This is a genomic window from Advenella sp. S44, assembly GCF_002810445.1.
Taxonomy (GTDB): Bacteria; Pseudomonadota; Gammaproteobacteria; order Burkholderiales; family Burkholderiaceae_B; genus Advenella.
Window position 1 is genome coordinate 42,303 of the sequence record NZ_NEXS01000005.1, and the last position, 22,398, is coordinate 64,700.

24 protein-coding genes are annotated in these 22,398 nt (G+C 54.9%); 7 read left to right on the plus strand and 17 right to left on the minus strand.

Annotated features, from left to right (window positions below; all coding sequences use genetic code 11):
• Positions 1 to 169 precede the first annotated feature (169 nt).
• From rlmD to surE, 6 genes are all read right to left on the minus strand, one after another.
• The gene (rlmD, locus tag CAP48_RS11810; protein WP_100696953.1) at positions 170 to 1,522 is read right to left on the minus strand and encodes a 23S rRNA (uracil(1939)-C(5))-methyltransferase RlmD; all 1,353 of its coding nucleotides are present in this window, start codon (positions 1,520 to 1,522) and stop codon (positions 170 to 172) included.
• A 565-nt stretch (positions 1,523 to 2,087) separates the two neighbouring features.
• Positions 2,088 to 2,834 (minus strand): Spy/CpxP family protein refolding chaperone, encoded by a 747-nt coding sequence (locus tag CAP48_RS11815; RefSeq protein ID WP_100696954.1) that lies wholly within the window; start codon positions 2,832 to 2,834, stop codon positions 2,088 to 2,090.
• 182 nt (positions 2,835 to 3,016) lie between these two features.
• Complete coding sequence (locus CAP48_RS11820) at positions 3,017 to 3,796, minus strand: 3'-5' exonuclease (protein ID WP_100696955.1); 780 nt, start codon at positions 3,794 to 3,796, stop codon at positions 3,017 to 3,019.
• Between the two features lie 31 nt (positions 3,797 to 3,827).
• Positions 3,828 to 4,568 carry a peptidoglycan DD-metalloendopeptidase family protein gene (locus CAP48_RS11825; RefSeq protein ID WP_100696956.1) on the minus strand — a complete coding sequence of 247 codons (741 nt, stop codon included), beginning with the start codon at positions 4,566 to 4,568 and terminating at the stop codon, positions 3,828 to 3,830.
• A gap of 76 nt (positions 4,569 to 4,644) precedes the next feature.
• Positions 4,645 to 5,490, minus strand: coding sequence for a protein-L-isoaspartate(D-aspartate) O-methyltransferase (locus CAP48_RS11830; RefSeq protein WP_100696957.1), 846 nt, complete (start codon positions 5,488 to 5,490; stop codon positions 4,645 to 4,647).
• On the minus strand, positions 5,483 to 6,238 hold the full coding sequence (gene surE, locus CAP48_RS11835; protein WP_100696959.1) for a 5'/3'-nucleotidase SurE: 756 nt from the start codon (positions 6,236 to 6,238) through the stop codon (positions 5,483 to 5,485). The genes CAP48_RS11830 and surE overlap by 8 nt, the downstream gene beginning before the upstream one ends.
• Before the next feature lie 132 nt (positions 6,239 to 6,370).
• Here surE and plsY point away from each other — a divergent pair, with 132 nt between their 5' ends.
• Positions 6,371 to 7,006 (plus strand): glycerol-3-phosphate 1-O-acyltransferase PlsY, encoded by a 636-nt coding sequence (plsY, locus tag CAP48_RS11840; RefSeq protein ID WP_100696961.1) that lies wholly within the window; start codon positions 6,371 to 6,373, stop codon positions 7,004 to 7,006.
• Positions 7,007 to 7,015: 9 nt separating this feature from the next.
• Here the strand turns inward: plsY and tsaD are convergent, their stop codons facing one another.
• On the minus strand, positions 7,016 to 8,050 hold the full coding sequence (gene tsaD, locus CAP48_RS11845; protein WP_100696963.1) for a tRNA (adenosine(37)-N6)-threonylcarbamoyltransferase complex transferase subunit TsaD: 1,035 nt from the start codon (positions 8,048 to 8,050) through the stop codon (positions 7,016 to 7,018).
• Between the two features lie 222 nt (positions 8,051 to 8,272).
• Here tsaD and CAP48_RS11850 point away from each other — a divergent pair, with 222 nt between their 5' ends.
• Together CAP48_RS11850 and trxA are read left to right on the plus strand one after the other, a co-directional pair.
• The gene (locus CAP48_RS11850; protein WP_100696965.1) at positions 8,273 to 9,562 is read left to right on the plus strand and encodes an NCS2 family permease; all 1,290 of its coding nucleotides are present in this window, start codon (positions 8,273 to 8,275) and stop codon (positions 9,560 to 9,562) included.
• A 276-nt stretch (positions 9,563 to 9,838) separates the two neighbouring features.
• Complete coding sequence (gene trxA, locus CAP48_RS11855) at positions 9,839 to 10,222, plus strand: thioredoxin (RefSeq protein ID WP_100697176.1); 384 nt, start codon at positions 9,839 to 9,841, stop codon at positions 10,220 to 10,222.
• A 102-nt stretch (positions 10,223 to 10,324) separates the two neighbouring features.
• On the opposite strand, the gene CAP48_RS11860 is transcribed toward trxA, so the two are convergent.
• The 4 genes from CAP48_RS11860 to tadA form a co-directional block, all read right to left on the minus strand.
• Positions 10,325 to 10,915, minus strand: coding sequence for a YigZ family protein (locus tag CAP48_RS11860; protein ID WP_100696967.1), 591 nt, complete (start codon positions 10,913 to 10,915; stop codon positions 10,325 to 10,327).
• Between the two features lie 14 nt (positions 10,916 to 10,929).
• A complete protein-coding gene (locus CAP48_RS11865; protein ID WP_100696969.1) occupies positions 10,930 to 12,531 on the minus strand; it encodes an ABC-F family ATPase in 1,602 nt (533 codons plus the stop codon).
• Between the two features lie 109 nt (positions 12,532 to 12,640).
• A complete protein-coding gene (locus CAP48_RS11870; protein ID WP_100696971.1) occupies positions 12,641 to 13,672 on the minus strand; it encodes an LD-carboxypeptidase in 1,032 nt (343 codons plus the stop codon).
• Positions 13,669 to 14,145 (minus strand): tRNA adenosine(34) deaminase TadA, encoded by a 477-nt coding sequence (tadA, locus tag CAP48_RS11875; protein WP_100696973.1) that lies wholly within the window; start codon positions 14,143 to 14,145, stop codon positions 13,669 to 13,671. The genes CAP48_RS11870 and tadA overlap by 4 nt, the downstream gene beginning before the upstream one ends.
• 164 nt (positions 14,146 to 14,309) lie before the next feature.
• Here tadA and CAP48_RS11880 point away from each other — a divergent pair, with 164 nt between their 5' ends.
• Positions 14,310 to 14,789, plus strand: a complete 480-nt coding sequence (locus CAP48_RS11880; protein ID WP_242444469.1) for a MarR family winged helix-turn-helix transcriptional regulator — start codon at positions 14,310 to 14,312, stop codon at positions 14,787 to 14,789.
• A gap of 69 nt (positions 14,790 to 14,858) precedes the next feature.
• The gene (locus CAP48_RS11885; RefSeq protein ID WP_100696975.1) at positions 14,859 to 16,076 is read left to right on the plus strand and encodes an MFS transporter; all 1,218 of its coding nucleotides are present in this window, start codon (positions 14,859 to 14,861) and stop codon (positions 16,074 to 16,076) included.
• A 313-nt stretch (positions 16,077 to 16,389) separates the two neighbouring features.
• Here CAP48_RS11885 and CAP48_RS11890 read toward each other — a convergent pair whose 3' ends face one another.
• The 4 genes from CAP48_RS11890 to CAP48_RS20635 form a co-directional block, all read right to left on the minus strand.
• A complete protein-coding gene (locus CAP48_RS11890; RefSeq protein ID WP_100696977.1) occupies positions 16,390 to 16,773 on the minus strand; it encodes a nuclear transport factor 2 family protein in 384 nt (127 codons plus the stop codon).
• 122 nt (positions 16,774 to 16,895) lie between these two features.
• Positions 16,896 to 17,999: an alkene reductase gene (locus CAP48_RS11895; protein WP_100696979.1), complete on the minus strand. Its 1,104-nt coding sequence runs from the start codon at positions 17,997 to 17,999 to the stop codon at positions 16,896 to 16,898.
• A 54-nt stretch (positions 18,000 to 18,053) separates the two neighbouring features.
• Positions 18,054 to 18,635, minus strand: a complete 582-nt coding sequence (locus tag CAP48_RS11900; protein WP_100696981.1) for a TetR/AcrR family transcriptional regulator — start codon at positions 18,633 to 18,635, stop codon at positions 18,054 to 18,056.
• Positions 18,636 to 18,671: 36 nt separating this feature from the next.
• Complete coding sequence (locus CAP48_RS20635; protein WP_153045697.1) at positions 18,672 to 18,785, minus strand: DUF815 domain-containing protein; 114 nt, start codon at positions 18,783 to 18,785, stop codon at positions 18,672 to 18,674.
• Between CAP48_RS20635 and CAP48_RS11905 the strand changes: the two genes are divergently transcribed.
• Positions 18,785 to 19,198: a LysR substrate-binding domain-containing protein gene (locus tag CAP48_RS11905; RefSeq protein ID WP_242444470.1), complete on the plus strand. Its 414-nt coding sequence runs from the start codon at positions 18,785 to 18,787 to the stop codon at positions 19,196 to 19,198. The genes CAP48_RS20635 and CAP48_RS11905 overlap by 1 nt on opposite strands.
• Here the strand turns inward: CAP48_RS11905 and rhuM are convergent.
• Both rhuM and guaA read right to left on the minus strand, forming a co-directional pair.
• Entirely contained in the window at positions 19,167 to 19,418 is a 252-nt protein-coding gene (rhuM, locus tag CAP48_RS11910; RefSeq protein WP_100696983.1) for a RhuM family protein, read from the minus strand. The two genes, CAP48_RS11905 and rhuM, sit on opposite strands and share 32 nt — an antisense overlap.
• Before the next feature lie 133 nt (positions 19,419 to 19,551).
• Positions 19,552 to 21,144 (minus strand): glutamine-hydrolyzing GMP synthase, encoded by a 1,593-nt coding sequence (gene guaA / locus CAP48_RS11915; RefSeq protein ID WP_100696985.1) that lies wholly within the window; start codon positions 21,142 to 21,144, stop codon positions 19,552 to 19,554.
• 237 nt (positions 21,145 to 21,381) lie between these two features.
• On the opposite strand from guaA, the gene CAP48_RS11920 reads away from it, so the two are divergent.
• Positions 21,382 to 22,317: an alpha/beta hydrolase gene (locus tag CAP48_RS11920; protein WP_100697183.1), complete on the plus strand. Its 936-nt coding sequence runs from the start codon at positions 21,382 to 21,384 to the stop codon at positions 22,315 to 22,317.
• Positions 22,318 to 22,398 lie beyond the last annotated feature (81 nt).

Below are 22,398 nucleotides of genomic sequence, written 5' to 3' on the forward strand. Positions count from 1 at the left end.
CTCGATGGCATAGCGCCGCCCTGGCCGTCCAGCATCGCGGTTGCTGCCGATATTCCCTTTGCTGTTAATTGGCTTTTATCGGTTACTGGCTTTTACTGGCTACTGTCCGTGCTTAACGTGATTTGGACAGGGCGAAAAAATGGCGTGCACTGAACAAAATCCGCTATATCTACGCCGTTGTCTGTGCGGGCTCGACCGCAGGCTGGCCGGTTCCCGCTTCGAAAACTGCAATCGATTCCACATGCCCCGTATGCGGAAACATATTGATCGCACCCGCAGCCAGCAGTTTGTAACCACCTTCGTGCACCAGAATGTCTGCATCGCGGGCCAGAGTGGCCGGATTACAGGATACATAAACAATCCGGGCCGGGCGCTCATGGACCTCCAGCTGGGCCAGCGCCTGTGCCACTGCCTGCGCGCCATCTCTTGGCGGGTCAATAAGCATGCGATCCACCTGCCCCAGCGTACGCAACCAGCCCGCATCCACTTCAAACAAGTTCAACGTGGCAAAACGGGTTTTATCTTGCAGGCCATTTAGCGTTGCCGCTTCCAGCGCTCTGTCGGTCAGTGTGCTGCTGCCTTCGACGCCAACCACTTCGCGTGCTACGGTAGCCAGTGGCAAAGTGAAATTGCCGAGCCCGCAGAACAAATCGGCCACCCGGTCCGTGGGTTGCACTTGCAGCAGATTGATCACCTTGGCAATCAGGGAACGGTTGATAAAGTAATTGACCTGGGTAAAATCGGTCGGTTTGTACGGCATTTTCAGACCGAACTGCGGTAACCGGTAATAGAGCGAATCGGCCTGCTCAGCATGCAGCGGCTTGACCGTGTCCGGACCTTTTGATTGCAGCCACCACACCACGTTGTGGCGAACCGAAAAGGCGTCCAGTTGTTCAATGTCGCTCGCCGATAGCGGCTCCAGATGTCGCAGCAGCAACGCAGTGGTGGCCTCTCCTACAGCAACCTCAATCTGCGGAATTTTCTCGTCAATGCTCAGGTTGCCAATCAGTTCACGCAGTGGCACAAGCATGTCGGAAACATACGGCGGCAAGACATGGCATTCGGTCATGTCTGTGACATAGCGGCTTTTTCGTTCATGAAACCCGACCAGTACCTTGCCTTTTTTTATGACCTTGCGAACCGACAGGCGCGCGCGATAGCGGTAACCCCAGGAAGGACCCTGCAAGGGAGGCAACACCTGGGGCACCGCCATTTTGCCGATATGCCGGAAACAGTCCTCCAGTGCACGCTGCTTGATTGCAACCTGGGCAGCAGCATCCACATGTTGCATAATGCACCCCCCACAGATACCGAAACTTGGACAACGCGGCGTGACACGCTGAGTCGATTCCTTTTGAATGGAGGTCACTTGCGCAATCTCATAGGAAGGCTTGCGGCGAATAATATCAGCGGTCACCTTTTCAGAAGGCAGCGCGCCGTGGACAAAAATCGCCTTGCCGTCCCGCCGGGCAACACCGCGCGCCTCCAGATCAAGGGATTCGATGGTAAATGTTTCCTGCATGGCTGACCTCTCTATTCTGAAGGCGTTATTTTAATGAGCATGCCGGCCCAGTTGGCAGGAAAAGGCGACAATGCAAAACAATTGTCATTAAAATCCGTAAAAGCGATCGCCAGACATTGTGAAACGCGGCGGATCGGATCGGATCGGATCGGATCGGATCGGATCGCACAGTATGCGCTACTTTAATCGTATGCTCTGACTCAATCGCTCTGGCAATAGCCAACGCCATTCCCTCATGTAACGGCCCCCGCATTTGATGTCCCGGTAATCTCTATACACAATGGGCATTGTTTTGTCGATAAAAGGGCTGCATCGTTCACGCTAATCGTTCGTCCGGAGCCCAGGCAGGTCAGTCTGATTTAAAGTGGATGCGGGCCGGCTGCGTATACCGGGGCACGTAGATCGAATGTTTATTCATCCGCCAAGAGATGGCGCGCAGGCGCTGCCTGCATCGGCCAAAGGCAAAAAAAAGCCCGTCAGCCATTGCCGACGGACTTCCAACAGTGACGTAATGCTGCCCTGCTTCGCCTCACTTCCCGAAAGACGACCAGGGCAAATGCCACGTTTACTGTTTTGGTGCTTCTGCTTCTGTTGCCGTGCTGTCAGCGGCAGCTTCGCTATCGGTGCTATCGGCCGCTTGTGTTTGCTTGGCGTCTTTCATTTTTGCACGCTCTTGTCCGGATTTATTGCGACGTTCTTTCCACTTGTCTGAACGTTCCTTAAAGTATTTTACGACAGTGGCTTTCTGATCAGCACTGAAAGTGTCCCATAGGCCAAGCCACTTGGCCTGATCATCGGTCCGCTTTTTCGCAAAATCGGCGTGCATCTCTTTCTGTGCTTCAAGCAGCGCTTTGGGATCAATATTGCCAGATTCCAGCTGCTTGCTGCGCTCTTGCTGATACTCGCGGAATGCTTCACGATTCGGCTTGTGTGCCTCCTTGCGTTCGTCTTTGATCGCCTTGAGTTTGGTTTGTTGCTCCTCGGTCAGCTTGAGGTCATCCACCAGTTTCTGACTGCCTCCACCGAGGCCGGGAATAACAATTGCCGCATTGCGCATACCCCGGTGATGACGGCCGTGTTTCTGACCCTCGGCTTTATGGTGCTTTTTGACACGGTGCTGCGGCTTTGCCTCAATGCGATGGTGTTCCATTGTCCCGTTTGATCCATTTTCAAACTGGACCGAAGGACTGATCGGCGTAGATTCGGTATCGGGCTTTAACGTTTGCGCGAAGGCAGTCGAGGCCACCGCTGCAGACAGCGCCCCGGCAAAAAGCGATTTTGCGAGGAAAGAACCTGAAAATTGAACAGCCATATTATTACTCCTTGTTTAGTCTGTCTTCACTAGCCTGTTGGTGATGTTTCCATTCTGGCTGAAAAGCAATTACAAGTGTGTTTCATTGGCGGTTAAAGTCTTTCAGTACATTTCCTTGCGCAGAACGTCAGGCAGCTGATATGGCACGCCAAACGTTAATGACGCCGCCCACCGGCACGGTGCTAGCGGTAATCCCAGGCGGCAAGGTATTCCTGCCACTGGGGCTTTTCGAGGGCGGTGAGGCTGCTGTGCACCAGGGCCACTTCCTGGTCATAGGCGGTTTTATCCAGCTCGCCTTTCATCAGGCGGAAACGACAGTAAACCAGCCATGTATTGACCACGTCGGTTTCGCAATATGCACGCACCTCGTCAGCTTTGCCGTCGCGCCAAGCATCCCAGACCTGACTGCCATCCATGCCCAGTTTTCCGGGGAAGCCGCAGAGTTTAGCCAGCTGATCCAGCGGTGCATTGGCGCGTCCATTGAATTTGGCGAGCAGATCCATCAAGTCGATATGACGAGTGTGATAGCGGCTAATGTAGTTGTTATATTTGAATTCACGGTCATCTTCTCCCATATCCCAGTAACGCGGTGCAGACAAACCGTGAATCAGGCAACGATAATGCAGGACGGGAAGATCGAACCCCGAGCCATTCCAGCTGACCAGCCTGGGCGTGTATCGCTCGATCGTCTTGAAAAAACCAGAAATAAGCACCGATTCGTCGTCGCCCGGCTCGCCAAGCGTGCGCACACGAAACCCATTGTCGTCCCGGAAGACGCAGCCGATGACGGCAATTTTTTGCAGATGCAAGGGAAAAAAATCATTGCCTGTCTGTTCAATGCGAAGCGCCCTGGCCCGCTCAATCACTTCGTCGTCAGACAGGACATCATCCCAGTCATTTAACGCGCGCAGACCACTGGCGTCAGGAATGGTTTCAAGATCGAAAACAAGCGTTGGAATCATGGCGCGTTATGTTGTCAGACGAGGCTGTGAGTTAGCGACGCGGCAGGTAAGACAGCGGATTGACCGGTTGTCCGCGACGGCGAATTTCAAAGTGCAGGCGGGGCGAAGAGGTATCCGATTGCCCGACCTCAGCGATTTTCTGACCTTTGGTCACTTTTTGCCCATTCTTGACCAGCAGCTTGCTGTTATGCGCATAGGCCGAGATAAATCCATTGCTGTGCGAAATCAGAATCAGGTTACCCAGTCCACGCAAGCCATTGCCAACGTAAGACACGGTACCGGCCGCCGCAGCCGACACCGGATCGCCAAGTTTTCCTTCGATATCAATACCCCGGGTGCTGGACGAAAACGCCGTCAGGATTTTTGACGAGCCGACCGGCCAGCCCCAGGAGACCGATGTGGCGTCGCTGGCTGGCGCGGGAGTGGCCGCTGAGCCACTGCCTGCGGCAGACGGTGTGGCGCTGCCTGCAACTGACGAATCGGTGGCAGTCGGACTGGCCGACGCCGTTGACGACACGCGCAACCGTTGTCCAACCTCAAGTGACGGAGAGGACAGATTGTTCATGGACATCAGCTGGGAAACGCTGACGTTGTTGGCGCGGGAAATCTTGTAGAGCGTATCACCACGCTTCACAATATACTCGCCGGGGCCCGCTGGCGCGCGGCTGGCGGAACCAAGTTCGGAGACCGGCGCGCGAGACGAGGTTCCGCAACCGGCCAGCGTTGCGGCCAATACCAGGGATCCAACTAAAACCGGGAATTTTCTTTTCATTGAGTGAATCTGCATATGTTTTACCTACCTGTTCAATGGATGCGTCACGTGTACGCAAAACGGGTATCTTCTCCTGTCACGATTGTATGCCCGCACGCAATGGTACAAAGCGTACAGGTTCAAGTTCCTTACGATCCCAGCTGTTTACGCCGGTTCTTTCGATCAGTACCAGTTTCTGCTGATCGGAACCCTCTGGCGCAATCAGGCGGGCGCCTATGTCCAGCTGGTGCAGCAATGCGGGCGGAATCTGCAACCCGGCCGCCGCAATCACGATGGCATCAAATGGCGCAACCGATGGCATGCCAAGCATGCCATCACCATAAACCAGCCGCACGCGGGAAATCAGCTTGAGTTCACGCAGCGTAGCCCTGGCCATTTCGTATAGCGGCTTAATACGTTCAATTGTATACACTTCGCGGCACATTCCCGCCATCACGGCGGCTTGATAACCGCAACCGGTGCCGATCTCCAGCATTTTCTGCAGCTGGCGGCCTTCGGCCACCGCCGATAGCATCCGGGATACGACCCAGGGCTGCGAGATGGTCTGGGAAGAGCCGATGGGCAGTGCGGCGTCATCATACGCCCGGCTGATCAAGCCCGGGTCAATAAACTCATGGCGCGGAACAGCACGCATCGCCTCTAGCACCCGTTCATCGGTAATTCCCTTCGTCCGAAGGCGCTCAACCATAACTGCACGCAGGCGCTCCGAATTCAAACCGATGTTCTGGCCGCTGCGGCCTGTATCGGAGCTATATGTCGGGGACGCCGGCCGGGCCTGGTTCCCGGCGACAATGATTCGGGTGTTGCTATTGGTCGGCGTAATTTTAATTTTGTTGGACGGAAAAGACAGACGTGAGCGGCTTTCGTTAACATCATTTACATTTCCGAACGCAGAGCTGGAGCCATATGGGGGTTTACGCATTACTTAACTCCACCCAGCTGCGCGCCTGATTCAGCTGCTTGTAATGTGTCAGATCCAGTTGCAGCGGCGTCACAGCGATCAAGCCCTGACTGGTCGCGCCAAAATCGGTATCTTCAGCGAAATCGGCGACCTCGCCCACCATGCCGATCCAGTAAATGGGCTCGCCGGCCGGATTGTTGCTCTTGATGACCGGTTGCGAAGGATGACGCCTGCCAAGACGCGTCACGCGCAGCGAGCTCCAATGGTGTTCCGGCAATGGCGGAATATTGACACTGAGCAAAACAGGCGCCGGAAACGGATTGGCAAGTTGATGACGCACGATCTGTGCGGCGATTTTGGTGGCCGCTTCCAGTTGCGGCCAGTTCTTTTCAGTCAGGGAAAAGGCAATGGACGGGATGCCAAACAGATAGCCTTCGGTTGCCGCTGCTACGGTGCCTGAATACAGCGTATCTTCACCCAGGTTCGCGCCGTTATTGATGCCCGATACAACCAGATCGGGCCGATGGTCCAACAACCCGGTGAGCGCGACGTGCACGCAATCGGAAGGCGTACCATTCAGATAATAGTCGCCCGACGGCGTTCGCCGTACAGACAGCGGCCGATTCAATGTGAGGGAATTGGAAGCACCACTGTGATTGACTTCAGGCGCAACGACCGTGACCTCGGCAAACCCGCGTAGCGCCTCGGCCAGGGCCTGCACACCCTCGGCATTGTAACCATCATCGTTCGACACCAATATTCGTTTCATTCAGATCGCAACCAGACATTATTCCCCCTGTATTGTACATGGATCAACCGATACGCGGGAGACGATATCCTGTTCGGCAATACGAAAGGGATCTGTATATAATCGTGTGTTCCGGTAATGATTACGACGATAATGAATAACTTGCTCTGGGCCATTGTTGCCCTGCTCGCCGCCTACCTGATAGGTTCTGTCTCTTTTGCCATGGTCTCCAGCCGCCTGTTCCGCTTGCAGGATCCGCGCACCTTTGGTTCGGGCAACCCTGGCGCGACCAATATGCTGCGCACGGGAAATCGAAAGGCCGCTCTGTTCACCCTGCTGGGGGATGCCTTCAAAGGCTGGCTAGCCGTGGCGCTTGCGATTTATCTGGCGCCCATAGCGGGCTTCACAGACAGCACGATCGCACTCGTGGCCATTGCCGTGTTCCTTGGACACATCTATTCATGCTTTCTTAACTTCAAGGGCGGCAAAGGCGTGGCCACGGCGGTGGGCGTGCTGTTCGCCCTACAGCCCTGGCTGGCGGTGGCGACCATTGCGACCTGGCTAATTATTGCCGTTTTCTTTCGCTACTCTTCCCTGGCGGCTCTGGTGGCTGCGGTATTTGCGCCGTTCTATTATTTTCTGGGCGGGCAGCTTGCGTGGCCGTTTTCCCTGCCATGGTTTCTGGCCATTTGTTTTCTGACTGTCGTGCTGCTCATCAAACACAAGAAGAACATTGCCAATCTGATGGCCGGGACTGAGTCAAAAATCGGCCAGAAGAAAAAATCCTGATTCGACCAATCAAACGCTGATATCGGCCAGATCCCACCGCGGATGCACAGCAGCATCATCGGGACGGTGCATTTTGTCCACCAGGCCTGCCTTGATCCGTTCGGCCGCGGCATGGGCAATCATTGCGCCGTTGTCTGTGCATAGCGCCAATGGCGGAAAAAAGACTTCGCCCTTGTGCTTTTGCATCTGGCCAGTCAGGTATTCGCGCAATTGCCGGTTAGCGCCCACCCCGCCGGCAACGACCAGGCGGTTGCTCCCGCTTGCCTTGACTGCCTTCATTGCCTTGTAGCCCAGTACCTGGACAATTGCACTCTGCACCGAAGCGGCCAGGTCCTGCCGTTGCTTGTCATTGAGCGGCCCTTGCTGCTCAAGCTTGCGCAGCGTGGTTAACACCGCCGTTTTCAACCCCGAAAAGCTGAAATCCAGATCACCGCTATGCATCATCGGACGCGGCAAATCGTAGGCCTTTGGGTTCCCCTTGTCGGCAAGTGCAGCCAGAGCGGGGCCGCCCGGATAAGGCAGACCCATCAGTTTGGCAGATTTATCAAAGGCTTCGCCGGCCGCATCATCCAGCGTCTCACCCAGCAGCTCATATTGGCCAATGGCCTTCACATGCATTAGTTGGGTATGTCCGCCAGAAACCAGCAGCGCGACGTAAGGAAAGTCGGGAACTGCCTCAGCCAGCATCGGCGAGAGCAAATGACCTTCCAGATGATGGATGGGTATGGTGGGAATGTTCAGGCTCCAAGCCAGGGCGCGGGCTACTGATGCCCCTACCAGCAGCGCCCCAGCCAGACCAGGGCCCGCCGTATAAGCCACCGCATCAATATCTTCGAGCGTCAGCTTTGCATGACGCAACACTTCGCGGGTTAGCGGCAAGACACGGCGAATATGATCGCGCGAGGCCAGTTCGGGGACGACACCGCCATAGGCCTGATGCATGGCAATCTGGCTATGCAGCGCATGTGCCAGCAGGCCCGATTGCGTGCTCACCAGTGCGACACCGGTTTCGTCACAGGAGCTTTCAATGCCGAGAATGATCATAAATTACCTGTCCCACGGCCGGCTCGATGCCTTGTTGCGCCTGACGACAAGACACAGGTTGTCGTGGCCGTGATGCCAATACCTTGCGGGAAAAAAATGTTGCAGATTAAAGACGATATGGATTATTTGCCGATATGGCGCAGTCGGCGCGCGTCATTAACTGTAAAGAATACGCTACAGTTGCAATTGTACACATGTATCTGTTTATTAGGAGTTTTGTTCATGCTGGAATCACTGTTCAAGCTCAGGGAACATGGCACGAATATCCGTACGGAAATTCTTGCCGGTCTGACGACTTTCCTGACGATGTCTTATATTATATTCGTGAACCCCGATATTCTGGGCACCACGGGCATGGATAAAGGCGCTGTTTTTGTTGCAACTTGCCTGGCCGCAGCCTTGGGCTGCCTTGTCATGGCGTTCCTGGCCAATTGGCCCATCGGTATGGCACCGGGCATGGGATTGAATGCCTTTTTTGCTTTCGGCGTAGTCGGATCAATGGGCTATACGTGGCAACAGGCGCTAGGCGCCGTTTTTGTTTCCGGCGTTATTTTTCTGATCCTTTCGGCCACCGGCATTCGTAAATGGCTCATCGAAGGGATTCCGAAATCGTTGCGCTCGGCGATTGTTGCGGGTATCGGTTTGTTCCTGGCCTTGATTGCCCTTAAATCGGCAGGCATTGTTGTCGGCAACGAAGCGACACTTGTCGCCCAGGGCGATCTGAAATCCCCCACGGTGTTGCTGGCCATACTCGGCTTTTTTGTCATCGTCTGCCTGGACAGTTTGCGCGTCAAGGGCGCGATTCTTATTGGCATTCTGGTTGTGACTGTGTTGTCTGCACTGTTTGGATTTAGCGCGCCCATTACCAGCGTTGTGTCGGCGCCTCCCAGTATTGCGCCCACTTTTATGCAACTGGATATTGCCGGTGTATTGAACCAGGGCTTTTTGCACATTATTCTGGTCTTCGTGCTGGTGGAGGTCTTTGACGCCACCGGTACCCTGATCGGTGTGGCCCGTCGGGCCAACCTGTTGCCGGAAGGCAAGCCCAATCGCCTGGGTCGGGCGCTGTTTGCAGACAGTACTGCCATTCTGGCCGGCTCTGCTTTGGGTACCAGTAGCACAACTGCGTTTGTCGAAAGCGCGGCCGGTGTCCAGGCTGGGGGACGCACGGGCATGACCGCGCTGGTGGTCGGCATCCTGTTTCTATTGTCTTTGTTCTTTGCGCCGCTGGCCAGCGTCGTGCCTTCCTACGCGACCGCGCCCGCCCTGCTCTATGTCGCCGGCCTCATGGTGCGCGAGTTGGTTGAAGTGGAATGGAATGACATTACCAATGCTATTCCTGCTGCCCTGACTGCAATTATCATGCCCTTTACTTATTCTATCGCCGAGGGTATTGCGTTTGGATTTATCAGTTATGTAGTCATCAAAACGTTCACGGGGCGTTTCCGTGAGATTCATATTGCAACACTGATTATCGCTCTGTTATTTGTCTTGCGTTTCGCGCTCGAGTAAAACAAAAAATCGCAACTGCGCTGCTGTCGGCAAAGGCGCCCGGTGTAATAACCAGGCGCCTTTGCCGTTGTGGACGCAACAGGCGCGCATCCATACGCGCGCCTGTTGGTCAGGCGCACTTACGTTCAGGTTTATATCGTTAACAATTGAATTACACTTGCCTCTCATAGGCATTCATAATGAGGGCAATAAAAATATTCAACTAGTAATTCACGGTTGCTGCCCCTATATTCATTGGATGACAAACGGTCTGCAACTTAAACTGGAGAAAGAATGATGCCCATTACCGAACTGACTAAAGACACCTTCCAGCAAGCTATCAAGGAAGACAATACACTGATTATTGATTTCTGGGCGCCCTGGTGCGGCCCGTGCAAACAATTTGCCCCCACCTTTGAAAGTGCAGCCGAAGCGCATCCCGGTATTGAGTTTGCCAAAGTCAATACTGAAGAAGAACAGGAGTTGGCAGGTGCCCTGGGCATCCGTTCCATTCCGACTTTAATGGTATTTCGCGAACGCGTAATGCTATTTTCACAAGCCGGTGCACTCAGTGCCGGCCAATTGGATGAATTGCTTGAAAAGGTTGAGGCCGTTGATATGGAAAAAGTGCATCAGGAAATTGCCACTGCAGAAGCCAAGGCCGCTGAAGAAAACTCCTGAGGCCAAAACGCTTAACATTCACAATGTCTAATTGAAAGGCCCGGGCCGGTAAAGTACCGAACCCGGGCCTTTAGCCCTCCTGACCAACTGCGAATTATGGGGTCAGACCGTCCACTGGCCCTTTCCTTTTGTCTGGTCGGTGTAGACCTGCTCCACAAGAGCCAGTTCAGTGACAGGAATCGTCAATGTCCACATCACGCCTTCTGCATCAAAACTTTCATCTGTGATAACGGCGCCGGCTTGCGTAAGGCGCACCCGGACTCTGTCGATATCCGAATAATTACACGTGCAATAGGCGGTCTGAGAAGGAATGATGACCGACTTTGGTGCCGCGTCCAGGCATTTGGCCGCGCAGCCGCCATAAGCTCTTACCAGGCCGCCGGTGCCCAGCTTTGTTCCGCCGAAATACCGGATAACCAGGACAGCCACATCCGTCAAGCCTTTGCCTTCTATTGCCTGTAAGATCGGCCGGCCAGCCGTTCCGCCGGGCTCACCGTCATCATTGAAACGGTATCCCTCGGCTGTCTTATAGGCCCAGCAATTATGAGTTGCACCGGAATCACCCACGGAGGCAAAGAAAGCCAGCGCCTGCGCGCCGGTGGCTACCGGCGCGGCATGGGCAATGAAGCGGCTCTTTTTTATTTCTTCTTCGAAACTGCACGCGGCCGTGAGCGTTGATAATAAATCGGCCATCCGATTGCGGTCCCCTACTGCTCGATACCACGCGAATTGAGGTAATCGTCGTAACCGCCGTGATAATCATGCAAGGTGCCGTCAGGCATGATTTCAATGATGCGCGTTGCCAGTCCCGACACGAATTCCCGGTCGTGTGATACGAATATGAGCGTGCCGGCATATTTTTCCAACGCAAATTGCAACGACTCGATCGACTCCATATCCAGGTGGTTTGTCGGCTCATCCATCAGCAATACATTATGCCGACCCAGCATCAGCCGGCCAAATGTCATGCGATTTTTTTCGCCGCCTGAAAGCACTGGCACATCTTTGACAATATCATCTGCCGAGAACAGCAGGCGGCCCAACACCGAGCGGATAGCCTGATCCTCGTCTCCCGGTTTACGATGCTCGCCCATCCAGTCAAACACGTTGATATGTTGTTTGAAGTCTTCGGACACGTCTTGCGGCATATAGCCGATGTCGGCATTTTCCGACCACTTGACCGACCCGCTATCGGGCGCCAGATCCTGGGCAAACAGACGCAACAGCGTCGTTTTGCCCACACCGTTGGCCCCGATGATAGCAATTTTCTGTCCGGCTTCTATCATTGCCGAAAAATTCGTGATAACCGGGTTGTCGTAAGCCTTGCTTACCTTGTCCACCGTCACAGCCAGACGATGCAGCGGCTTGGTCTGTTCAAAGCGGATATATGGATTCTGGCGCGACGACGGCTTGACTTCAACCGCTTCAGACTTGATACGGTCGATCTGCTTCAGGCGCGAAGTCGCCTGACGCGATTTGGATTTGTTCGCGGAAAAGCGACGCACAAAGTCCTGCAGCTCGGCAACCCGCTCCTTGGCCTTCGCATTGTCTGACACCAGACGCTGGCGCGCCTGGGTAGAAGCAAGCATGTAATCATCATATGTGCCTGGGTAGAGACGAATTTCTCCGTAATCCAGATCAGCCATATGGGTGCACACCTGGTTCAGAAAGTGCCGGTCGTGGCTGATAATGATCATGGTGCTTTGATAGCCATTGAGTACGCCCTCAAGCCACCGGATCGTGTTGATATCCAGGTTATTGGTTGGCTCGTCCAGCAGCAGCACATCCGGATTGGAAAAAAGCGCCTGCGCCAGCAGAACACGCAATTTCCATCCCGGTGCGATTTCGCGCATGGGCTGGGTATGCTGCTCTACCGGGATATCAAGACCAAGCAACAGCTCGCCGGCACGCGCTTCTGCCGTATATCCGTCATATTCGGCAAACTTGGCCTCCAGTTCTGCCGCATGCATGTAATCGTCGTCGGTCGCTTCCAGGTTTGCATAAATAGCATCGCGTTCATGCATGGCCTGCCACATTTCCTCGTGGCCCATCATCACAACGTCCAGCACCCTCATGTCTTCAAAAGCGAACTGATCCTGACGCAATTTACCTAGCCTGACCCCCGGATCCAGCGAGACATTGCCCGAAGACGCCTCCAGGTCGCCACCGATGATTTTCATGAATGTGGATTTTCCCGAACCGTTCGCACCGATCAGGCCGTAGCGATTGCCACCCCCGAATTTGACGCTGACGTTTTCGAAAAGAGGCTTGGGGCCGAACTGAATGGTTAGATTAGCGGTTGAAATCACGACTGTATTTAATGCCTTGAATGGAGTTATAAAAAATGCCAAACGCGTTCATAACTGCCGAACGCGTTGTCCTTGTCTTGCCTGCACCGTGTGAGCGGCTTGCGGATTATCAATGTTGATGATCGTGGTGGCGGTGATCGTGATCATGTTCGTCAATCACCAGATAGGCCATACCCGCTTCAGTGGCCACGCCAATCTTCTTGCCAATGGGCAGCGTGACACGCACATCGCCGTGGCCGTAAGGCAGGCCGTATACTACCGGTATCCCCGTATTTGCCCGCAACCACCGTACCACCTCTGGCATATCGAAGCCTTTGTCCTGGGCGCTGAGCTTGTACTCGGTAAAGTGCCCCAGCACAATGGCCTTCTGTCTGGCCAGAACACCGGCATGCAACAGTTGCGTCAGCATGCGCTCGACCCTGAAGGGGTATTCGCCAACATCTTCGAGGAACAAAATGCCATTTTTGATCTTCGGCAGATACGGTGTACCAACCAGGGACGCCACCATGGCAAGATTGCCGCCCCATAGCGTGCCACGGGTATCGACCGCATCAGAGCCTTCGGACTCGAAACTGAGAATTTCCAGTTCACCGTGCATGACTTCCAGGAAAATGTCATACGTCAGCTCGTCAACCGTTTCCTTGCCAAAATCGAGCAGGTTCGGACCGGTATAACTGCTCATGCCGGTTTTAGCCAGCAAAGCCAGATTGAAGGCGGTAAAGTCGCTGAATCCGACATAACGCTTCGGATTACGCTCCAGCAGTTTCCAATCTATGCGATGCAATAGACGGCTTAAACCATAACCGCCCCGGGTGGGCATAACAATGTCACTTTCATGCTTGGCAGCTCGGGCGATGGCGGCGATCCGATCTTCATCATTTCCGCCGAATCGCATATCCTGGCTTAGCGCAGCCTTGTCGACCGTGACTTTGACACTGGATTTTTTCAAGTTCTTGATCGCGCGCTTGAGCACTTGAGGATCCTGCACGTAGCCGGACGGCGACATGGTATAGACCTGCAGTTTTTTCGTATAGCGCACAGGCTGATACGCCACGTCATCGGCCTCATCGAACAGAATCTGCGCGTCGTTCAACTGCTCTTTAATACTTTCCTTTTTGCCATGGGAAGAAGCATTGCTCATGGTGACGATTTCCTGCGTTCCTGAAAAAAGCGGCGAAGCAACTGGCCGCACTCTGTTTTCAACACCCCCGACACAATGGCGGTGTGATGATTGATCTGTTTATTGTCCGGCACTGCAATCACGCTGCCGCAGGCGCCGGTTTTCGGATCTGCCGCACCGTATACCACCCTGCTTACTCTGGCGTGCGTAATGGCGCCCATACACATAATGCAAGGCTCTAGTGTAACGTACAGAGTAATGCCAGGCAGCCGGTAATTATCCAGATATTTGCCACACTGGCGCAAGGCAATAATTTCAGCGTGCGCAGTGGGGTCGCGGTCGATAATCGTTCTATTGTACCCGTTTCCGAGTACTTCCCCGAGCGAATCGACGGCAACGGCGCCAACCGGCACCTCGCCCAGTGCGTAGGCCATTTGCGCCTGTTCCAGCGCCAGCGCCATGAACTGCGCGTGATTCAACGGGGTGGTTTGCATATTCTCGCGACGGTTGCTGCGTTGATCGACATGCGTGCATTTTATCCGGCTATACACGTAAACACTAAGGAAAAGCCGGCGGGATTGGTGAAAAATGTTTTATCAGGCTACGGTTTGCTGATATTTCTTGTTTTAAGGGTAAACCCGTAGTAAAATTACTTTGTATGCAAACTAAATCGCCAGTCCGCAGCCATTCCTTGCTTGAGCCCTGCCAAAGCCGTAGCCGCTTTGGCTTTCTGCTAGGCAGCGTATACAGGCAGTGGCGCCGCCAGATCGATTTGAATTTCAAGGATCTTGGCCTCTCGGATGCTACGCGCATGCCGCTGCTGGTGCTGTACGTGCAAGACAAAGCCATGCGACAGAAAGACTTGGCCCAGGCATTGTATCTGGACTCTTCATCCCTGGTGCGCGTGCTGGCGCAATTGCAAAACGCGCACTTGGTGCAATGGGATACCGATCCGGCCGACCGTCGTACCAAGTGCATTGCATTGACGTTGGCCGGTCGCAAGGTAGCGGCCCTGATTCTGGAAAAAAGTATGCAAATCGAACAAACCATACTGGCCGATCTGTCCGCCGATGAAATACACGTTACCCGCCGAGCCCTGGAAAAAATCTCGGACCGGCTTGAGTCCGGCAATAAGTAAACGAATGACGCCTCAATGGCCCTTCCCTTGCATCGGCTTCTCATGCGCCAAAAAACAGACGGTTAAAAAATGAAATTGAAGATATCGCCCTTTGCCTGGGTGAGTTTTGCCATGATTGTCGGTGTGATGGGCACAGCGCTCATCAGCCCCCTGTACGCGCTCTATAAAGAAGCGTGGCAACTGCAAACCAGTGATATCTCGCTGATTTACGTGATGTACATGGGCGGTGCACTGTCCGGCTTGTTGTTTCTGGGGCGCCTGCCTGATCGCGTCGGTTTTCGCCCGATGATGCAGACAGGCCTGGCGTTGGTGCTGCTCGGGACAGCCATCAGCCTGATCGCCTGGAACATGACCAGCCTGAATATCGGGCGGTTTATCGTGGGCGTTGCCTCTAGCATGGTAACCACCAGCGCAACCCTGGGGCTGTCTAAATTGTCACGCCACGGCAACGTACAGCGCGTGGCCATGATGACCGGCTTTTTGATGGCGTTTGGCTTTGGCCTGGGGCCGTTGGTCGGTGGCATTATCGGACAATGGACGCCTGCACCCTTGACGCTGACCTATGTTCCCACGCTGATCCTGGGTAGCCTCGGCTTAATCGTGTTGTGCTGCCTGACGCTGCCCGATACCATTAAACCCAAGGCGGGACCGCCACTGGCGCTGAACGATATTTTGCCCAAGCTGACCTGGCCCGACTCAAGCGCGTCCGGGGCATTTGTGCTCACCTGCTGCCTGCCCTTTCTTGCCTTCGGTGTTTTTGGCCTCTATGCGTCCATGGCGCCGCTGTTCCTGGGCAAACTGGTGCCGTGGGACGGCCCGGTCGTCAGCGGCACCTCCATTGCCTTGATCCTGTTTTCTTCGGCCGCCGTCCAGGTCATTGCCGCAAGAATGCGTACTGACTGGTGCGGCGCGATAGGAACACTGGCCCTGGCGCTTAGCAACGCGCTTCTGATCCTGAATTTGTGGACCAGTTCAGCCACCTTGTTTGCACTTGGCGTGTTGCTCACTGCAAGCGGGCACGGCATGACCATGCTTGCCGGCATGAGCATGATCACACGCCTGGCAGGGCCCGGTAATCGATCCGGACTGCTGGCCACTTACCTGGTCGCCGGTTACGTCGGCAGCATGATCCCCATGATGGGAATAGGCTGGATTGCCGACCACTGGGGTATAGAGGCGGCAATATATTCATTCTGCAACATGGTGATCGTAATCGGCGTGCCGGTGGCAGTCTTGTTCCAGCGTCATCCGCGTATTCGGCCTGCGGTGGTCCAGGCACCACATTAAAAGTAAGGGCAGAATACGCTGGCCTACTTCTTCATATCTGACTGACGCGTGAGTACGTATGCCATTGCAACAATATTGACGCGAAGGCCAAGACCGGCCGGCACAATCATCAATGGTTACCGACATCCTGCGAGCATTTCTGATCCGCAGACGGAATTGGCGCCATTGTGAGACGGCATCCTCCACGCACCATTAAAAAATACCTTGATAATATGGGAATTATCGTCATGAACTATCCCTATCTGCCTCGGGCCCGGAGTGACAGCCCCGCTGGCCGTCACTATTTATCGAAGTGCCCCAAGACGAGTCATGCTTATTCAGCGCAGTGCATATGGTAAATCTTGTTGACCACAACCCATTTTCCCTCTGCCTTGATCAGATTGAAGAAGTCGGTAAAGCAGAAGCCCGAGATATCATTGGTGTCGATGCGGGCATTTGCGATGTTGCCGACGATGTCAATGCTGACTATAACGCCTTGCGCTTCAGGTGAAGGACGGAATGAATTGTCGATGGTATCGTACAGAATCTGAATGGGGCCACCACTCAATTTGTTCTCGCTATCAAGACCGAAAATGGTAGCTTGTTCGCTGAACGCGGGCTTCATGAGGCTGCTTTTAGCCTGCTTGCCGCCTTCGTTGTACTGATTCAGGACCTCGACAATTGCTTTGTATTCCTGAACGTAAGTGGGTTTAGACATCACACAACTCCTGCAGTAATAAAAATGGATAGCCAGGCTTTTGCGCTGGCTTGAATCGAATCCGCACGCTAACGAGTGCGAAACGATGATGGTGCTGGTAAAAGGCGTTCTACTAACCTGAACTAGCTGACGGCTGTAGGCCAGTCGGTGTAGCCTTTGGCCCCGCCGCCGTAGTAGGCCTCGCGCGGTGCAACGGCCAGCTCAATACCGCTGCGCAAGCGCTCGACCAAATCGGGATTGGCGATAAACGGCCGCCCAAAGGCCACTGCGTCGATCTTCCCTTGCGCGCGACGCTCAATCGCCAGCGCAAGGTCGTAGCTGTTGTTGCCGATATAGGGGCCGTCGAATAAGGCGCGTAGCGCATCCAGGCTCACGCCATCCGGTAGCTCGCGTGTGCCGCCGGTCGCGCCTTCTACGAAGTGCAAATAGGCCAGCTTGAATCGGTTCAGTTTCTGGATCAGGTAACCATAGGTGGCCATGACGTCGCTGTCGATTGGTGTGTTGCCGGCGTCTGGCGTCACGGGTGACAGCCGAATGCCCACCCGGTCGCCGCCCCAAATCTTGACCACGGCTTCAGTCACCTCCAGTGTCAGGCGCGTACGATTTTCGATGGAACCGCCGTACCGGTCGCTGCGCTGATTGGTTGAATCCCGTATAAACTGATCCAGCAGATAGCTGTTGGCCGAATGGACCTCGACGCCATCAAAACCCGCCCGTTTGGCGTTTTCGGCTGCATACTCGTACTGCTCAATGATGCCGGCAATTTCCTCAGTCTCCAGAGCACGCGGCACCGACACCGGCACGAAGCCTTCCGTGGTATAGGTCTGGCCTTCGGCCTTGATCGCTGATGGCGCAACTGGCGCCGCGCCGTCAGGCTGCAACTGGGAGCTGGAGAATCGGCCGACATGCCACAGCTGGCTGATAATTTTGCCGCCTGCGGCGTGCACCGCGTCGGTGACGATCTTCCATCCGGCCACCTGCTGCTCGTTCCAGATACCCGGCGTGGCCGCATAGCCGCGTCCTTGCGCCGAAATGTTGGTGGCCTCGGCAACAATCAGGCCGGCGCCGGCGCGTTGGGCATAATAAGTGGCATGCAACTGACCGGGAATTCCGTCTTCACCGTAGCGGCTGCGGGTAAGCGGCGCCATGGCAATACGATTGCTAAGCTCAAGAGCACCCATTGTGGTGGGTGCGAATAAATCCGTTCGGATGTCGGTGTTCGCCATAAATAACTCCAATTTAGTTGACCAGTCGTCTATTTAATCAATAAAAAAAATCTGTCACGACAGAAGACGTTGGGTGTTGATCAGTGCGGTATCAAACGGGACGTCATTTTTGTTGAGCTTGGCAAGTAGCGAGGCTCCCAACCAAAGCTGATACAGGGATTGGCCCAGCGTGGCGGCCGCAGTGTCGGCCTGGATGGAACCCTCACGCTGACCCTGTTCTACGCAAGCGGTAATACGTTCTATGATGGTATCGGTTCCGTTCTTCAGAACGACGCGCATATCTTCAGATAGATCGCACACTTCCGGTCCCAGTTTAACAACCAGACACTTGCCGTCGGGCAGGTCCGAACCTTGAGTGCGTGCCCAATACTCAAAGTATCGCGTTAGCCGCTGCGCCGCCGTCCCGTCCCCATTGAGCATTGAGTCAACCGTGATCAGGTATTCGGAGAAGTATTCCTGTAGCAAGGCTTGTCCAAATTCTTCCTTCGATTTGAAGTAGTAATAGAATGACCCCTTGGGCACGTTCGCCATCTTTACTACCTCGGCCAGACCCACAGCGGTATAGCCTTTTTCGGTCATTAGCGAGCGGGCAATATTCAGGATGTGTTGGCGCATTTCTTGTACTGGTTTTTTCATAACAGCAAGTTTACCGCAAAACCGACCAGTCGTCTACTAATCCAACCCATCCGTCATTCTTTGCCCAACCCAGGCTCGGGTAAATTGATGCGCGACCCGACCAGCGCGAGTTCCGTGCTGCAAAGCCCATTGAAGAGCAGCAGGCGTAATTGGTCAGTGCAGACGGCAACGTCGTGATCGTCGCCAGCGATCATCCTGCGGCCAGGCGTGCAATGACCATGAAGACTTATTTCGCGCTAGCTCATGTCCTGGTATCTCCCGAGGGCGAGCGCCACGGTCTTGTTGACCGGGCGCTTGCACAACAAGGCAAGAGGCGCGTACTTGCCCTGACACTGCCGCAGATGTTTGCCGCCCCGGCTGTTGTGGCGCGAACAAATATGACCGCCACTGTCATGAAGCGAGTTGCGCTTGGTTCCTCTGCCGGCAGCACGCTCGCCCTGTTTCCCCCGCCGATGACACTCCCCGATGTCACTTTTGACCTGATCTGGCATCGACGCAGCGACGCCAGCCCTGCACAACGCTGGTTCAGATCTATCGTTGAGTCAACTGCCGCGAATCTTTGACGCGGGATGCGAGTGTGCTCAGCAGGGTCAATACCGTCAGCCCCTCCTGAGCCAAGCGATGTTCGTTCAGGTTGTAGTCCTGGGTCAGGGACTCATGCAGCACGCGCGTCGCCCACTGGCGAACGCGCGTGGCACGGCCGGAGTTGACCCGACAGCCAACGGAAATGATGGCATCCAGCTTGCAGTGCTTGATCCGCCGCGTGACCTGCCGCTTGCCCAACTCCCCTCATGGTATCGGAGCATATTGCTATAGCACGCTCCTTATACACCATAAAAAATGCCATTGACAATGTAAAAGACATCATCAATGGCATTTATGTTATCCAACAGAATCAACTCGTTAGAAAACAGCCTTATTCCCACTCAATCGTCGCCGGTGGTTTGCTGGACACATCATAAACCACGCGATTGATGCCGCGCACTTCGTTGATAATCCGGGAAGATACGCGAGCCAGCAGCGAGTATGGCAGCTGCGCCCAGTCGGCAGTCATGAAATCGGATGTTTGCACGGCCCGCAACGCCACCACATAATCATAGGTGCGGCCGTCACCCATAACACCCACCGACTTGACGGGCAGGAACACGGCAAAGGCCTGAGACGTCAGGTCGTACCAGGACTTGCCGGATTCCTCATCGGTCGTATTGCGCAGCTCCTCAATAAAGATTGCATCCGCCTTGCGCAGTAAATCGGCGTATTCTTTCTTGACTTCGCCCAGTATGCGCACGCCCAGGCCAGGACCTGGAAATGGATGGCGGTACACCATATGATGCGGCAGGCCCAGTGCCAGGCCCAGTTCCCGAACCTCATCCTTGAACAGCTCGCGCAGCGGTTCCAGCAATTGCAGATTCAGTGTCTCGGGCAATCCGCCTACATTATGATGCGACTTGATGGCAACGGCCTTGCCGGTTTTGGCGCCGGCAGATTCAATAACATCGGGATAGATGGTGCCCTGAGCCAGCCAGCGCGCGCTTTTACGTTTGCCCGCCTCATTCTGGAACACTTCCACGAATTCCCCGCCAATAATCTTGCGCTTTTTTTCCGGATCGCTTTCTCCGGCCAGCTTGCTCATGAAGGCGTCTGTGGCATCCACATGAATCACATTGACGCCCAGATGTTCGCCAAAAATCGTCATGACCTGCTCGGCCTCATTCAGCCGGAGCAGTCCATGATCAACAAAAACACAAGTGAGCTGATCGCCGATAGCTTTATGAATCAAGGCCGCCGCTACTGAAGAGTCTACGCCGCCTGACAACCCCAGGATCACGTCGTCGGTGCCGACTTGCTCGCGGATGCGCGCGACCGCTTCTTCGACGTAGTCAGGCATATTCCAGTCGTTGCTGCAACCACAAATGTCATTGACAAAGCGGTTTAGCATTGCACGGCCCTGCGTTGTATGGGTGACCTCAGGGTGAAATTGCACACCATAAAAATGACGGGACTCGTCGGCCATGCCGGCTATGGGGCAGGAAGGCGTGGATGCCATCAGAACAAAGCCTTCGGGCAGGTCGGTGACCTTATCGCCATGACTCATCCAGACCTTGAGCATGCCATGGCCTTCGGGTGTAACAAAATCGGCAATGTCCTTGAGCAGTGCAGTATGGCCATGCGCGCGCACCTCTGCGTAGCCAAATTCACGATGATCAGACCAGCTAACTTTGCCACCCAGCTGCGACGCCATGGCCTGCATGCCATAGCAGATGCCCAGCACCGGCACGCCCAGCGCGAACACCTGCGGCGGCACTTTGAGCGACGCCTCGTCGTAGGCAGACGAATGACTGCCCGACAAAATGACGCCCTTGAGCCCCAAGCCTTGCTGTTCTGCAAGAAAAGCCGCATCGACATCGCCGGGGTGAATTTCACAAAAAACCCCGGCTTCGCGCACACGCCGCGCAATAAGTTGGGTAACCTGTGAACCGTAATCGAGAATCAGAATCCGCTGATGCATGTGCTATATCCGCCTGAGGACAAAAGAAAAGAAATTGGAAGACGACATTATAATGGCTGCCAGGCTCAAAACCGTGCCAAAACCCGACTGCGGACAAGATGTGACCGCCAACCGGTTCAGCAGACGTCGCCGCCGACCGGATACTCGCTGCCCGGCGGCACCGGCCCGGGCAGGCATGCCAGGCCGGGATTTCTTTTTATGTGCTATTTTTGTTCTTACACCAAAGGTCCAGTATCAATGAAAAGCAATCAGAATCCGTCTTTTGCCGCCCCGGCTTGCGCACCCAAAGTCTTCATGCTGGTCCATGGCGCCTGGCATGGCGCCTGGGTCTGGGACGAAGTCGCAAGACATCTACGCGGTCTAGGGCATACCGTGTACACCCCGACGTTGACCGGCCTGGGCGATCGCGCAGCCGAACTCTCTTTATCGATCACCCTGAACACGTTCATTGATGATATTGAAACCGCAATATTGCGACCGCTGTCGGCCCCTGCCCTGGCTCCAAACGACGGCAATCAGCCTGGCAACTGGGTGCCTGCAGTCTCGTCCGACGATGACGACTGTAATAAGACGAACGCGATTGAACCGAATTCGGACCCCTCTGAGGCAAGACCCAGCGTCATCAAGCAAACCGGTGGCACCGGTAACCCCGACGCACTCGCCAATGTGATTCTTGTTGGCCACAGTTTTGCCGGCTTGGTCATCACCGGGGTTGCCGATCGTATCGGGCATCGCCTGGACCGCCTGATATACCTGGATGCCTTCGTGCTGCCCGCTGACCAGTCTACGTTCGACACCTTGCCCGATAAGGTGGTCGATGCACTGACGGCGTCGGCCCAGACCCATCATGGCTATGGCATTCCCGCTCCCGATCCGATTCATTTGGGCGTGCCCGCCGATACCGACCAGTACACTGCTGCAAGAGCAAAGCTAACACCGCACCCAATCAATACATATGCCAGCGCGCTTTCGCTAAATGCCCCGATTGGCGCAGGGGTAAAGAAAATTTATCTGGCCTGCACCGCACCCGCCTATAAGCCAGTTGCGGCCACACACACCTGGGTGCAAACTCAACCGGACTGGTTCTGGCAGGAGCTGGGCTGCTCGCATTCCGCTCCGCTGATGGCGCCTGCACTGGTTGCCGACAAGCTACTGAGCCTGTCCTCTCTATGAGGGCTTCACAGAGTCTTTTGACGTGCTCTGGTCCTTTACACTTTCTGTCATCAGGGCGGCGCTTTTGACTGTTGGGCAGTA

Bases quoted from the DNA above. Each gene is read 5' to 3' on its own strand.
- rlmD (WP_100696953.1), bottom strand. From the start codon at position 1,522: ATGCAGGAAACATTTACCATCGAATCCCTTGATCTGGAGGCGCGCGGT.
- CAP48_RS11815 (WP_100696954.1), bottom strand. From the start codon at position 2,834: ATGGCTGTTCAATTTTCAGGTTCTTTCCTCGCAAAATCGCTTTTTGCC.
- CAP48_RS11820 (WP_100696955.1), bottom strand. From the start codon at position 3,796: ATGATTCCAACGCTTGTTTTCGATCTTGAAACCATTCCTGACGCCAGT.
- CAP48_RS11825 (WP_100696956.1), bottom strand. From the start codon at position 4,568: ATGAAAAGAAAATTCCCGGTTTTAGTTGGATCCCTGGTATTGGCCGCA.
- CAP48_RS11830 (WP_100696957.1), bottom strand. From the start codon at position 5,490: ATGCGTAAACCCCCATATGGCTCCAGCTCTGCGTTCGGAAATGTAAAT.
- surE (WP_100696959.1), bottom strand. From the start codon at position 6,238: ATGAAACGAATATTGGTGTCGAACGATGATGGTTACAATGCCGAGGGT.
- plsY (WP_100696961.1), top strand. From the start codon at position 6,371: ATGAATAACTTGCTCTGGGCCATTGTTGCCCTGCTCGCCGCCTACCTG.
- tsaD (WP_100696963.1), bottom strand. From the start codon at position 8,050: ATGATCATTCTCGGCATTGAAAGCTCCTGTGACGAAACCGGTGTCGCA.
- CAP48_RS11850 (WP_100696965.1), top strand. From the start codon at position 8,273: ATGCTGGAATCACTGTTCAAGCTCAGGGAACATGGCACGAATATCCGT.
- trxA (WP_100697176.1), top strand. From the start codon at position 9,839: ATGCCCATTACCGAACTGACTAAAGACACCTTCCAGCAAGCTATCAAG.
- CAP48_RS11860 (WP_100696967.1), bottom strand. From the start codon at position 10,915: ATGGCCGATTTATTATCAACGCTCACGGCCGCGTGCAGTTTCGAAGAA.
- CAP48_RS11870 (WP_100696971.1), bottom strand. From the start codon at position 13,672: ATGAGCAATGCTTCTTCCCATGGCAAAAAGGAAAGTATTAAAGAGCAG.
- tadA (WP_100696973.1), bottom strand. From the start codon at position 14,145: ATGCAAACCACCCCGTTGAATCACGCGCAGTTCATGGCGCTGGCGCTG.
- CAP48_RS11880 (WP_242444469.1), top strand. From the start codon at position 14,310: ATGCAAACTAAATCGCCAGTCCGCAGCCATTCCTTGCTTGAGCCCTGC.
- CAP48_RS11885 (WP_100696975.1), top strand. From the start codon at position 14,859: ATGAAATTGAAGATATCGCCCTTTGCCTGGGTGAGTTTTGCCATGATT.
- CAP48_RS11890 (WP_100696977.1), bottom strand. From the start codon at position 16,773: ATGTCTAAACCCACTTACGTTCAGGAATACAAAGCAATTGTCGAGGTC.
- CAP48_RS11895 (WP_100696979.1), bottom strand. From the start codon at position 17,999: ATGGCGAACACCGACATCCGAACGGATTTATTCGCACCCACCACAATG.
- CAP48_RS11900 (WP_100696981.1), bottom strand. From the start codon at position 18,635: ATGAAAAAACCAGTACAAGAAATGCGCCAACACATCCTGAATATTGCC.
- guaA (WP_100696985.1), bottom strand. From the start codon at position 21,144: ATGCATCAGCGGATTCTGATTCTCGATTACGGTTCACAGGTTACCCAA.
- CAP48_RS11920 (WP_100697183.1), top strand. From the start codon at position 21,382: ATGAAAAGCAATCAGAATCCGTCTTTTGCCGCCCCGGCTTGCGCACCC.